The sequence below is a fragment of the Ruminococcus sp. genome, from assembly GCF_024691275.1.
Classification (GTDB): Bacteria; Bacillota; Clostridia; order Oscillospirales; family Ruminococcaceae; genus Ruminococcus.
Window position 1 is genome coordinate 57,404 of the sequence record NZ_JAILNU010000084.1, and the last position, 12,676, is coordinate 70,079.

Annotated in this window: 12 protein-coding genes; 1 reads left to right on the forward strand and 11 read right to left on the reverse strand. The window is 44.5% G+C overall.

What is annotated here, in order from left to right:
- Positions 1 to 518 precede the first annotated feature (518 nt).
- From thiM to K6G33_RS09955, 8 genes are all read right to left on the reverse strand, one after another.
- On the reverse strand, positions 519 to 1,340 hold the full coding sequence (gene thiM, locus K6G33_RS09920; protein WP_296778943.1) for a hydroxyethylthiazole kinase: 822 nt from the start codon (positions 1,338 to 1,340) through the stop codon (positions 519 to 521).
- The gene (thiW, locus tag K6G33_RS09925; protein WP_296778945.1) at positions 1,337 to 1,846 is read right to left on the reverse strand and encodes an energy coupling factor transporter S component ThiW; all 510 of its coding nucleotides are present in this window, start codon (positions 1,844 to 1,846) and stop codon (positions 1,337 to 1,339) included. The genes thiM and thiW overlap by 4 nt, the downstream gene beginning before the upstream one ends.
- Positions 1,847 to 2,142: 296 nt before the next feature.
- A complete protein-coding gene (locus K6G33_RS09930; protein WP_296778949.1) occupies positions 2,143 to 3,375 on the reverse strand; it encodes a HAMP domain-containing sensor histidine kinase in 1,233 nt (410 codons plus the stop codon).
- A gap of 1 nt (position 3,376) precedes the next feature.
- Entirely contained in the window at positions 3,377 to 4,042 is a 666-nt protein-coding gene (locus K6G33_RS09935; RefSeq protein WP_296778951.1) for a response regulator transcription factor, read from the reverse strand.
- 1 nt (position 4,043) lies between these two features.
- Positions 4,044 to 4,802 (reverse strand): ABC transporter ATP-binding protein, encoded by a 759-nt coding sequence (locus K6G33_RS09940; RefSeq protein WP_296778953.1) that lies wholly within the window; start codon positions 4,800 to 4,802, stop codon positions 4,044 to 4,046.
- Between the two features lie 19 nt (positions 4,803 to 4,821).
- Positions 4,822 to 7,194: an FtsX-like permease family protein gene (locus K6G33_RS09945; protein ID WP_296778955.1), complete on the reverse strand. Its 2,373-nt coding sequence runs from the start codon at positions 7,192 to 7,194 to the stop codon at positions 4,822 to 4,824.
- Positions 7,195 to 7,364: 170 nt separating this feature from the next.
- On the reverse strand, positions 7,365 to 8,585 hold the full coding sequence (locus K6G33_RS09950) for a hypothetical protein (protein WP_296778958.1): 1,221 nt from the start codon (positions 8,583 to 8,585) through the stop codon (positions 7,365 to 7,367).
- A complete protein-coding gene (locus K6G33_RS09955) occupies positions 8,582 to 9,157 on the reverse strand; it encodes a sigma-70 family RNA polymerase sigma factor (RefSeq protein ID WP_296778960.1) in 576 nt (191 codons plus the stop codon). Before K6G33_RS09955 ends, K6G33_RS09950 begins: the two co-directional genes overlap by 4 nt.
- Before the next feature lie 246 nt (positions 9,158 to 9,403).
- Between K6G33_RS09955 and K6G33_RS09960 the strand changes: the two genes are divergently transcribed.
- Positions 9,404 to 10,249: a Rossmann-like and DUF2520 domain-containing protein gene (locus tag K6G33_RS09960; protein WP_296778962.1), complete on the forward strand. Its 846-nt coding sequence runs from the start codon at positions 9,404 to 9,406 to the stop codon at positions 10,247 to 10,249.
- Positions 10,250 to 10,525: 276 nt separating this feature from the next.
- Here K6G33_RS09960 and panD read toward each other — a convergent pair whose 3' ends face one another.
- Genes panD through panB form a run of 3 tightly spaced genes read right to left on the reverse strand, consistent with a single transcriptional unit; the run spans position 10,526 to position 12,609 of the window.
- The gene (gene panD / locus K6G33_RS09965; protein WP_296778963.1) at positions 10,526 to 10,909 is read right to left on the reverse strand and encodes an aspartate 1-decarboxylase; all 384 of its coding nucleotides are present in this window, start codon (positions 10,907 to 10,909) and stop codon (positions 10,526 to 10,528) included.
- 10 nt (positions 10,910 to 10,919) lie between these two features.
- Complete coding sequence (gene panC / locus K6G33_RS09970; protein ID WP_296778965.1) at positions 10,920 to 11,768, reverse strand: pantoate--beta-alanine ligase; 849 nt, start codon at positions 11,766 to 11,768, stop codon at positions 10,920 to 10,922.
- A gap of 1 nt (position 11,769) precedes the next feature.
- Positions 11,770 to 12,609: a 3-methyl-2-oxobutanoate hydroxymethyltransferase gene (gene panB / locus K6G33_RS09975; RefSeq protein ID WP_296778967.1), complete on the reverse strand. Its 840-nt coding sequence runs from the start codon at positions 12,607 to 12,609 to the stop codon at positions 11,770 to 11,772.
- Between the last annotated feature and the right edge of the window lie 67 nt (positions 12,610 to 12,676).

Here is a 12,676-nt window from a genome sequence, read left to right on the forward strand (position 1 = left end):
TTTTTCGCAAATGTCCAGTTTAATTTATTTTAATATGCTAAAAATATCACATATTTCCTTTGGGATAAATTAACATAAGTTCCGTAATATAGTCGCTTTTTCCATAAAACTGCCTTACAGGTAATGTGATTTGTAAGTTTTACACATACAATGATGCTGAAATTCGGCGTTTTTACAGATTGAGCGTGCAAGCAGATCATGATATTACAAAAAAACTGCCGACCATTTAAGCAGCGTACTCATATAGAAACTTTACACGAAATTATCGGGGGGGAAACCTTTCTGAGGAAAGGTTCTCCCCCCCAGCCCCCCTTCCAAAGACTTTTAGCTGATTTTTTCTATGATAAAGCCCCTTTGTACTTTAATACAAAGGGGCAGTTTATTAATGGGCTTTATCATAGAAAAAATGAAATAACGGTCTTGAAGGAATACAGAGAAAATCTTCTTCAAAAGGGTTTTCCTCAATATCTCACGTAAAAACTTCTGTATAAGTACCTCGCTTATTAGATCGGCAGCTTTTATATTATATTGATCTTGGCTTGTCTGTCGAGTTCCTGACCGCGGAGATTGAAAACAGCGTCGATTATATGACTGCGGCAGCCTGCGTTGCCGTCGGAAGTCTTCATGAGCTTTGCCCCGATCTCTCCGCATATATCCATAGTGCATACCGCAGCGGCAGCAGCTGTCAGGGGCTCATTCCCGTCAGCGGCAAGAAATGCAGCAGTAAGCGACGAAAGCATACATCCGCAGCCTGTTATCCTGCTCATTATAGGGTGTCCGTTGCTGATTATGAAGGTGCGTTCAGTGTCGGAGACAATGTCTTTTTCGCCCGTTATCACAGTAACTGCATTGAATTTCCGTGAAAAGCTTTTGGCAAGTTCAATAGCTCCTGTCATACTTTCAGGATCTATTGTATCGGCAGTGTCAACTCCGTGAGAGGTATATCTCTCACCCGCGAGGACTTTTATCTCCGAAAGATTGCCCCTGATAACGCTGAATTTTACTTCGCTGAGAAGCCTTGATGCGGCGTTTGTCCTGAACTTTGAAGCTCCTGCGCCGACAGGGTCAAGAACTACGGGTATGCCCATTTCGTTTGCTTTTTTTCCTGAGAGCAGCATTGCTTCAATGCGCTTGTCGGAGAGCGTACCGAGGTTTATCACAAGTCCGCTGCACAGAGCAGTGATCTCTGAGCTCTCTTCGGGCGCATCAGCCATTATTGGGGAAGCTCCGCAGGCGAGGAGTATATTTGCGCAGTCATTTGCGGTCACGTAATTGGTTATGCAGTGGATACGCGGCTTTTTTACGTGTACTGAGCTGAGGATCGTTCCGAAAGTTGTCATACACTATCCACCTTGAGAACTTTTGATTTTTTGAGAGACTCCACAACTACAGCTGAGAGCACAGCGCCTGCTGCTGTTGATATGAGGAAGGGGATAATGTAAGCGTAAAAAGCTACATCAGCCGATTCTACGCCCATTAATAGTATAGCTACAGGGTACGCACACAGACCTCCGAGGACAGCCGTTCCCAATACCTCTGCGATATATGTCAGCCATGTATTGCGTGTTATATGAAACACTATCCCGCACAGAAGAGCTCCCAGCATACTTCCCGGGAAGGCGAGGAGACTGCCGAGACCGAGAAGATTTCGTATGAGACTGGTCGTGAAGGCAACTGCAACGCCGTAAAAAGGTCCGAGAAGGACTGCGCAGATGATATTTACCATATGCTGCACGGGAGCACATTTACTGCCGAAAACAGGAAATGAAAACAGGCTTCCCACAACTCCCACGGCGCAGAGAACCCCTGCAAGGGCTATTTTCTTTGTACGGGTAATATTTTTCATTGAATACACTCCTTGATGTTCGGACAAGACCGAACTCAGAATAAAAAAAGACATTGCGCAGAATGTCTGTTGATGAACATGATTTTCTAATGTATTATAATGTTATAGCGTGTCTGCATTGTGATGAATTTGTGCCTGAAATGTGATAAACTCCGCGGCTGATATGCGGGGGACTCATATAGAATCTTTACACGAAATTATCGGAGGAAAGGCTCTCCCTCAATATCTCACGTAAAAAATTCTGTATCAGCACCGTGCTTATCAGCTGCGGAGTTTGTATTTTATATAAAACTATATCATTGTGGTTTTCGGCAGACAACTGTGACATTCATGCAGCCGTCCGACGTTTCTGCGAAGATATCGCCGCCCATGCAGTCCATGAGCCTGCGGCAGATATACAGTCCGAGACCGCTGCCCTTTTGAGAGCCAGTATTTGAGCCGCGCCAGAAGCTGTCGAAAATATGCGGCAGTTCATTGTCAGGAAGCTGACAACCGCTGTTCGAGATGCATATAAGTCGGCAGTCTTCTTCATCGGAAAAGCTGATGGAAATACTTTTTCCGTCGCCGTATTTTACAGCATTTTCGATGATATTCTGCAATACCTCCTCAAGACGGTCGGGATCTCCCGATATAAGGCAGTTGCTGTATTTTTCTACATTGAAAGACGTACCAAGTACGGAAAGCTTGTCGCTGTAATACTTTACGGTGTTTTCAATGACGGAAGAAAGATAGAACTCCGAAGTGTTTACATCAAAGCTCATGAAGTCATTGTTGAGGTTGCCTATGATCTCATTAACATAACCTTCTATCTCATCGGCTTTTTCGTTGATATTCTCGGCTGCCTCGATCTGCTTTTCAGACTCTGTATATAACCCCTTTGACAGAGCCTTTGAGTACAGCTTTATGGCGGACAGCGGTGTTTTGATATCATGTGAGAGCGAGAGAAGAAAGGTCTTTTCTTTTTTTGCGCGTTCAAGCTCTTTCGTCTTTGAGCTTTCAAGCTGTTCGCGCAGCATATCCAGTCCCCAGATGAATTTGCCGAAGTATCGGCTTTTGTTTTCTTTCAGTGGAGCGGCTAAGGTGCCCTTTGCCAGCTGATACGGCAGTTCGCTTACATTCGAGAATGGTCTGACTATGCTGCGTCTGATGTAAAGCAGCGTACCGAGTATCAGCACGAACATCGCGGCAGCGGAAATATTTACCGCAGTAAGCGGCGCAGAGCTGCTCTTTGTCGTATCGCTGCTGTATTCTATGCGGTATAACGAGCTGTTTATCTCGCGGATAACGTATTCGTTTTCAGAGTTATAGAAATCACTGCTGCCGTCGTACTGTTTTATGGAGATGATATGTTCGTAATCGTCTGCGGAGACATTCTGTCCGGCGGCGAGTTCATGTTCTATGCGGTTAAGCTCGACTTTGTAGATCTGAGAATGAGAAGTGTCCGATCTCAGCATAATGACATTGATAACAGCAATGATCGCTGCCATTGCCAGCATAACGCCTATGATGAGCTTGTCGATGCGTTTCATCTCAGCCCTCCCAGCGGTAGCCCTTGCCCCATACAGTGATTATCTTTTTCGGGGACTTGGGGTCATTTTCCACCTTTTGTCTGAGCCATTTTATATGCACAGTAAGTGTCTGGAGTTCTGATTCGCTGTCACAGCCCCATATCTTATTGAATAGAAACTCTTTGCTGAGTGTTTGTCCCTTATTTGCAATAAGTAGATGGAGCAGCTCAGTTTCCTTTGCGGTCATGCTGAGCGGAACATTGCCTTTGGTTACGATACCGTCCGCAAGGTTAATGGTGATATCGCCGTCACTTATGACATCGAGGGCGAGCCTTCGCTTGAAAATGCCCTTGATCTTAGCGATAAGTATGTCGATATCGTAGGGCTTTTCGATATAATCATCAGCTCCGAGGAGTATACCGTTCAGCTTGTCTTCCTTGCTCACTCTTGCGGTGAGTATTATTATCGGAGTATTGTCCTTTTCGCGTATTTTTTTGCACACTGCAAAGCCGTCAAGCTCAGGCAGATTGATGTCCAGCAGGACAAGCTTTGCACCGTATTTCTCATAAAGCGAAATCGCCTTTTCAGCGCTGTCAGCAGTGCTTACCGTATAGTTTTCTCCGCGAAGAAAATCGCAGAGCAATGTGCAGAGTTCCTTATTATCCTCGATTATGAGAATATCAACCATATTACCAACCCATTTCCAGAAGCCAGTTATTCAGCTCACGCTCACGGTCGCGCAGCGGAAGTGCTCTGTTAATATTATACTCGCACTTGATATTCCCGTCAACTATAAACAGCACACGGGAGCATTTTGCAGCAACTTTTGCATCGTGAGTTACGAGCATTATGGCAGTTCCTTCACTGTTGAGTTTTGTAAGCTCGTCCATGACCTCCTCGGAAGATGTGCGGTTGAGAGCGCCTGTAGGTTCGTCTGCGAATATCATCTGCGGCTTGTTTATCATGCTGCGGCAGATGCAGGCGCGTTGCAGCTGACCTCCTGACACCTCATTGATATCATTGGCGGCTATCTCAATGATGCCCAGCTTGCGCATGAGCTCCTGACCGCGCTCCATGGTATCCTTGCGGCTCTCCTTGATCTTGTCGGATTTTACTGCGGGGAGTATGATATTATCCAGCACCGAAAGGTTCTTCATCATGTACATCTGCTGGAAGATGAATCCCATATCGTCCAGACGCATCTTTGAGAGCGCATTTTCGTTCATCTCGGAGATATCTCTGCCGCAGAATCTGACGCTGCCTGCTGTCATTTTGTCCATGCCCGAGACAGTGTAAAGAAGAGTGGATTTTCCTGAGCCCGAAGGTCCCATTATAGCCACCATTTCTCCTTCACGGATAGTGAACGAAACGTTCCTCAGAACATTGTTCTGGCGTTTGTTTATGATATATGTTTTGCAAAGGTCTGTGACCTCAAGAATATTTTTCATACTGATCTCCTCATTCTTTTTAATCAATATCGGCTGTATCGGATGCCTTGACAGTCTTCATATACTGAGCTGTCAGGAATGCTCCGAGGATAGTTGCCGAGATCACGATGATCGGATATAACACACATACTTCCGCGAACCTGAAGTTATACTCAACGCCGCTTACAGCTCCCATTATACCGAATATAGGATCTATGCACAGCTTTGTGAAAGGAAGGCACAGCGCGATCGAAAGTGCAGATGCGATAACTGAGACTATGAAGAATCTCAGAGTGTGCTGAGCTATGATCGAGCCTGACCTGAATCCCATTGCCTTCATAAGAGCGATCTCGGATTTTTCCTTTGATATGAAAGAGCGCTCCATAAGTACGGATATCATTATGATTATAGCAACAGTAATTAAAAGTACCAGTAATTTTACGCTGTCTATCATGTCGCTCACATCTGAGCCTATGCACTGCATTACGAATCCGTCTGCGTCAAAGACGAACTCTGTTCCGAAGATATCCTTGATCTTTTCAATGCGGCGCTCGGCTTCATCTTTATCAGGGGAGTCATCGAAGTCTATCTGGAATCCCATCGTCTGGGCGATAAGTTCATCGGGGATATCCATACTTTCGTGGAATCTTCCCGATTCGCCAAGCTGCATCATGCTCTGGAAAAGAGCGGATATGATGTATTCGTCTGTTTTCCCGTTTATGGTAAGATTAACTTTATCACCTATACCGACCTCAAGCTTATCGGCAATTGTATAAGTAAGTGCTATCTCGTTTTTGTATTTTGGAGCATACCCTTCGCTGTAGGTATATTCCGAAGCCTTTGTTTCTCTGTCGTAATTAAAGATAGGTGATGCTTTTTTGCCCTTTGATGTTTCAATGGTCGGATAGAGAAGGGCTTCTGCGTGAACTTTGCAGGGCATACCGTTCTCGGCAAGAGTGTCCTCTATGTAGCTGCACATCTCTGAGTATCCCATTCCGCCTGACATGATCTGTGAGCGCATATCCGAGTCGGTCATATATGCATCGCTCTTAATAGAACACATAAGCGCCAGCAGCTTTTCACTTGCAAGTGTGTTTGCGGAATTTGCAAGGCACATTATAAGGAGAAGGCATACTGTGAAAACGCTTGTCATTATACCGAACTGCTTCGGACTGCTCAAAACATCGTTGAAAGCCATGAAGCCCGTAGTACAGAGTTTGCTTCTGCCAAGATCAAGAATTCCCTTCTTCTTGAATCTTTCGCCTGTCTGACCGCTCCTTACGGCATCTATGGGTGAAAGTTTCTTTATCTTTGCTGTACAGTGCCAGCAGAAAAGTATTATTATAAGGACTGCCGTGATGCTGCAAAGGATACCGATAATGACCGAGTTGTCGCTTTCAAGCACAATGTTGTCACTTACAGAGTCGAGAAGCATATTTCCGAAAGGTACGCTCAGAGCATATCCGATAACAGCTCCGATCAGGGAGATGCCCAGATATTTCACAAGATAAAGTGCTCTTACCGAGCTGTTTTTCAGACCAAGAGCTTTCATAACGCCTATCTCACGGAATTCCTCGTTAACGGTGAAGCTTATCGTGAAGCTCAGTACAACAAATGATACAAGTATGAGACAAATACTTACTATGAGAAGTATCCCTGCAATAAGTGTATTCATCAGGTATGATGTCTTTATAATGTTTATGCCTTTGTTGAAAAGAGTTCCCTGTATATCCGAGAGGTCCGATTCAAGAGTTTTTTTGTCATATCCGTTTATATAGAAGATAGAGCCGCTGTTATTTTCTCTTGCTTTCGCGTCGGAAAGAAATTTCTCATAATCGGCATCACTGACGATCAATCGCGGATTGTTCATCATGACAGAACCGAGAAAAGCGTCCTTGCCAATGCCTGCATACTGAAGGGTAAGTACGGTATCTCCGATCTTCAGCTGAAACTCATCGCCTATCCCGATATCGGTATTTACAACGAGTGCTCCTGTGAAGTAAGCCTTTCCCTCAGGAACATCTTTTATTATCTCATTATTTTCATCGAAATAATTCAGTTGGGCATTGTCTATACTGAGCAGCATAAGATTGTTTCCGAGCTCAGCGACCTTCTTGCCGTTTTGGGTCAGAGCAGTATCGTTGAAAAACAGCTGGTCTTCTCTTCGGAACTCCTTGATGTTTGGCTTTTCGGAAAGCTGTTTTGATATTTCATCTGAATTGCCGTTTGTTGATATGATGAAATGATCGCTCATATTTGCTTTCCTGAAATAATTGTCAAGACCTCCCATTACTGTGATGATGTTGTTGACGCTGCTTGCTGCGAACATAGTTGCGAGTATCACAAACAGCAGCAGGATAGTGTTCATGGTCTTTTTCCGTTTAAGGTCTTTTTTTAGTATTCTCAGATACATATTATCCCTCGCTTTCTGTGATATTATAATAACATGGAAAATCTTAAATAATCATTAAATCTCTTTGCGGATATAGTATAGCGTGAAAATACGTATTTGTCAAGGCAAAAGAAACGCCCTCCGAATGGAGGGCGGCAGTTGGATTATTATTTATTCTGATACTGCTCAGCTTACTGACCTTCGTTATTTGACGGAGCTCTGTTTGCTTCCTCAAATTTTACAGCATGATCGTTTTTCTCGGCATAAAATTCATATTCGAGATTTCTCCATTCATGAGAGTTGTATTCATTGATGTAGGTTTCGTAAGCTGAGTTGTCACTAAAGTTTTTCTCGCCTTTTTCTATTACCATTATTCCGTCTTTGTAATAACCTGAGTAGTTGTATTCAGATAATACATTGAAGGTATTATCAGCTGATACTTCGACGGTCTGGAGATATTCATATCCTTCTTTTGCACCTAAGCTGATAAGATTCTCCCTGTGGCATACTTTGATGGTACCTGTCATTATATATGACACTTCGGGAGTACCTGTCCATAAGTGAAGGTTTACTTTTGCCTGAACATATTCGCTGCCGTCATAAACGAACATGAGCGTGATATTTGAGGAGATCGTCTGACTGCTTACGAATAATTCAGGAATACCGTCGTCGTTGATATCAAATGATGCAGTCTGGATATCCCACATAGCAGTCTCTTCCATTTCATCTTTGCCGTTTATAGTATAGCAGATGCTTTCATGCATGATCCTGTTCATTGCACGGGATCTTGCAGCTTCGATCTCCTCATCGGATACATAGCTGCTGTCGGGATGAGGGTTTTTGTAAGGCTTCAGATCGGAAGCTGCAATCGGTGCAACAGTAGTTACAGCAGGGGTATCTGCCGCAGCTGTAGTAGTATCTGCTGCATTGTCCGCAGAAGTTGCCACAGTGGTTTTTGTAATAACGTTTGAAGTAGTTTTCGCAGTATTTTTTGCAGTTGTGTTTACAGTAGTGTTTTCTTCTTCCGAAGTTGCCGATACAGTCGTAGTTGGTGTAGTAACAGGATCGGGGATATTCGGGCCCGAAGGCTTGTTGCGGTTGAGCATGAAAATGCTTCCTCCAACGATAACAAGTGCTGCTGCCGAGCATAAAGCAGTGTATATTACATGGGATATTTTTTTGCGGTTGTATGTTTCAACTCCTGTAACGGAATCATTATCATCGGACGTTTCAGAATTGCTGCTGTTGAGCGCATTGAGCTGCTTTTTGCTGTCTTCGTACTTTTTCATCGCATTTTTCAGCATTCTGTCACGAGCGTCCTTGTCTATATTCATATTATCAGCACCTATCTTTTCAACAGTGTTCATATCTGCATTTTCCAGTACATTGAAATCAATTTTCTTGTTATTCATATATTACCCTCCTTCATATCGTAGCCTTCTGCTGCAAGAAACTCTTTAAGTTTTTTTATAGCCCTGCTGCATCTCATTCTGACAGATGCAGGGGACATAGAGTGCTTGTCGGCTATCTCACTTGAGTTCATATTGTAATAGTATTTTTGAAGTATTATAGTGGAATCAGGATCGCCGAGACTTTTTATCGCACGAAGCAGTGTGCTGCGCATATCGCTGCGCTCTGCGTTTTCTTCCACACGTTCGGTATCGGCGATCTCGTTGGTTTCGTCTTCGATATAAACGGTGCCGCTGTTTCGTGTAAGGTTTCGGTACATCTGTATAGCTTTTCGGCTTGCTATAGTTCCGATGAAGCCTTTAAGGTCACCGTCGAATTTTCCATTGCGGTCATAGTTTATAAATACTGCGGAAAAGACATCTCCCACACATTCTTCTATATCCTCTCTGCTGCCGCAGCTTCTCAGTTTATTGTAAACTATTGCGTATACATAGCTGAGGTATTCGTCAAACAGTGCAGTCTGAGCTGTACGAGGATCTTTGTTGTACATATTACGGTATTCATTATCAGTCATAGAACCACTCCTTTGTTTATTTAAAAAAGCCTGAGCGCTGTAAGTGCTTTCATAATACATACTTGCACAAACGTGTCAAAGTGTAACAAGAAATTTCACTTTTTTATTATATTATATTTTTAAGCGAAATTCAACGCTGTGAAGCCGAATATTATGCGTAAAATCCACCTGAAGTGCTTGAATTCCTGTAAGAAATCATGCTATAATTAGAAAAGTAACAATATATGGTTACAGGAGGATATTAAAATGAAGATAGGTTTTATAGGTGCCGGAAAGGTCGGTTTTTCTCTCGGAAGATATTTCTCGGAAAACGGCATTTTCCTGACAGGGTATTACAGCCGTAGTATCCAGTCTGCTATGGAGGCAGCAAAATTCACAGGAAGCAAGGGCTATGAGGAGCTTTCAGAACTGGTGGGCGACAGTGATGTGCTTTTTATTACCGTTTCTGACGGAGCGATAAAAGAAGTTTATGACCGCGTGAAGGTGCTGGGAATAGCGGGAAAGCAGCTTTGCCACTGCAGCGGTTCGATCTCGGCTTCGGAAGCTTTTCGTGATATCTCGTCATATGGTGCGAGCTGCTGTTCGATACACCCGTTATTTCCCGTAAGCAGCAAGTACGATTCCTTCAAGGAGCTTCACAAGGCATTTTTTTGCATTGAAGGCAACAATGATGATGTGAATGTCTGGTCGGAGCTTTTCAGGAAATTCGGCAACCGCACAAGAGTGATCTCAGGGGAGAACAAGATCGAATATCATGCTGCCTGTGCAATTTCAAGCAATCTTGTATGTGCTCTGGCAGCAAAAAGTCTTTCGCTCCTGGAAAAATGCGGCTTTACAGAATCAGAGGCTATATCTGCATTTGAGCCGCTAATTATGAATAATATCAAGCGCATACTTGCAGTAGGCCCTGCCGAGGCTCTTACGGGACCTGTTGAGCGCAATGACGTGGAAACAGTGCTCAAGCATATCCGCTGCATGGAAAATGATGTGGACAGGAATATGTATATGGCGGTTTCACGCAAGCTTGTGGATATAGCTGAGAATAAGCATCCCGATAATGATTATTCCGAGCTGAAAAGACTTCTTAAATAAGAAGCAAGCTGCTCAGATATAGACGTTTTAAGCCATAGTATCTCTGATGTTTGGTCAGAAGCACTATGGCTTTTTCTATCGGCAGAGTCCGTAGGCAGGTTTAACAGGTCCGTCACCTCTGACAGCTGTTCACAGTTTTCAGGGAACAGCTAAACAGAATACTATTTGTAGTGTAAGGCGTGGCATAGGTTATAGGCTAACGGCTTAGATCAAATATAATAAAGCCCCGAAGCATATCCATTTGCTTCAGGGCAATATTTCTATATGGATTCTTTTTCAGCCGAGTTCGCCGTGTTTTTCGTAATCGGCAACTCTTACTATCTCATTTTTATCGCCTACAAAGACTACCTTCGGGCGATGAGTTTTTATCTCGTCGGGAGTCATTGCTGCGTAGGACATTATTATTACAAGATCGCCCTTTTGCCCCGAACGTGCAGCTGCACCGTTGAGACAGATAACACCGCTTCCGCGTTCACCTGCGATGACGTAGGTCTCGATACGGCTGCCGCTGTTGACATTTACGATGTGAACGTGTTCGTATTCGTAAAGTCCTGCTGCCTCCATGAGGTCTTCGTCGATAGTAACGCTGCCCACGTAGTTGAGTTCAGCCTGTGTGATGACAGCACGGTGTATCTTGCTTTTGAGCATTGATATTTCCATTGCCGCCTCCTTATACGTCTTCAGTGAAGAAGTTGTCGATAAGGCGGGTCTTGCCGATATATACAGCTATCGCGCAGAGAGCAGGGCGGTCGAGAGCGCCTATCTGCTGCATAGTTGCGCAGTCTACGATCTTTACATAGTCGATACGTGCAAGGGGTTCGGCTTCGATATGCTTCTTCATAGCATCTATAATAACGGAGCAGTTCTTCTCGCCGTTCTTTACCATATCCTTGCCGAGGAATATTGCCTGTGAGAGTACCAGTGCAGCTTTTCTTTCAGCTTCACTGAGGTATGTATTTCTTGAGCTTTTTGCAAGACCGTCAGATTCGCGGACGATAGGACAGCCGATTATCTCGATGTCCATATTCAGGTCGTCCACCATGTGGCGGATAACTGCAAGCTGCTGCGCGTCCTTCTTGCCGAAGTAAGCGCGGTCAGGCTTAACGATGTTGAAAAGCTTTGAAACTACCGTGCAGACACCTCTGAAATGTACGGGGCGGCTGAGTCCGCAGAGTTCTTGTGTGAGAACGGTCATATCAACGAATGAAGAGAATCCTTCGTGGTACATTTCCTCAGGCTCGGGATTGAATATAAGGTCGCCGCCGTGTTCTTCCACAAGCTTTGCATCGTGCTCAATGTCACGGGGATAGCTTTCGAGATCCTCCGTCGGACCGAACTGCATAGGATTTACGAAATCCGATACAACTGTTCTGTCGTTGTCTCTGTGTGAAGCGTCGATAAGACTTGCGTGTCCCTCGTGAAGATAGCCCATTGTAGGAACAAGACCTACTGTGAGCCCCTGTGCTCTCCATTCCTTCACCTGTCTGCGTACTTCATCTATAGTTTTAACTATCTTCATATCAGTCACACTCCTTCATAAGCTCATTTATAACTTCATCATCAACAGCATAGGTATGTTCCTGCGCAGGAAAAGCTCCTGATTTAGTTTCGCTGATGTAGTCCGAAACTCCCTGACGCATTAGTGCCCCTGCTTCTGCAAAGCGCTTTACGAATTTAGGTGTATGACCTGTGGTAAGTCCCAGCATATCCTGATATACCAGTACCTGTCCGTCGCAGCCGTTTCCTGCGCCGATGCCGATTGTCGGGATAAAAAGCTTCTTTGTGATGATATCCGCGATCTTTGCGGGGATACCCTCAAGGACTACTGCACAGGCACCTGCTTCCTGTATTTTCAGCGCGTCATCAACAAGCTTTCTTGCTTTGCCGAGGCTCTTGCCCTGTACTTTGAAGCCGCCGAAAGCGTTTACCGACTGTGGGGTAAGACCGAGGTGAGCTACGACCGGGATAGAGGCATTTACGATAGCCTTTATCTGCTCGCAGACCTCAGCGCCGCCTTCAAGCTTTACAGCGTTTGCGCCGCCCGCCTTGATGAGCCGTCCTGCGTTGACAACAGCGTCCTGAACGCTTACCTGATAGGACATGAAAGGCATATCGGCAACTACAAAAGCATTTTCCGCACCTCTTGATACTGCTGCGGTGTGGTGGATCATATCCTCCATAGTTACAGGGAGGGTATTCTCATAACCCAGCATCACCATTCCCAGTGAATCGCCGATGAGGATAGCATTTACGCCGCATTCATCAAAGATCTTTGCTGTGGTGTAGTCATAGGCAGTAAGCATCGTGATCTTGTCGCCCGATTGCTTCTGCTCCAGCAGAGTTGAAACAGTGTTCTTCATATTCAGTTTTCTCCTTAAAAGATGTTACCTTTCCGAGTACACGGATAAGATACATTGTTATTATAAC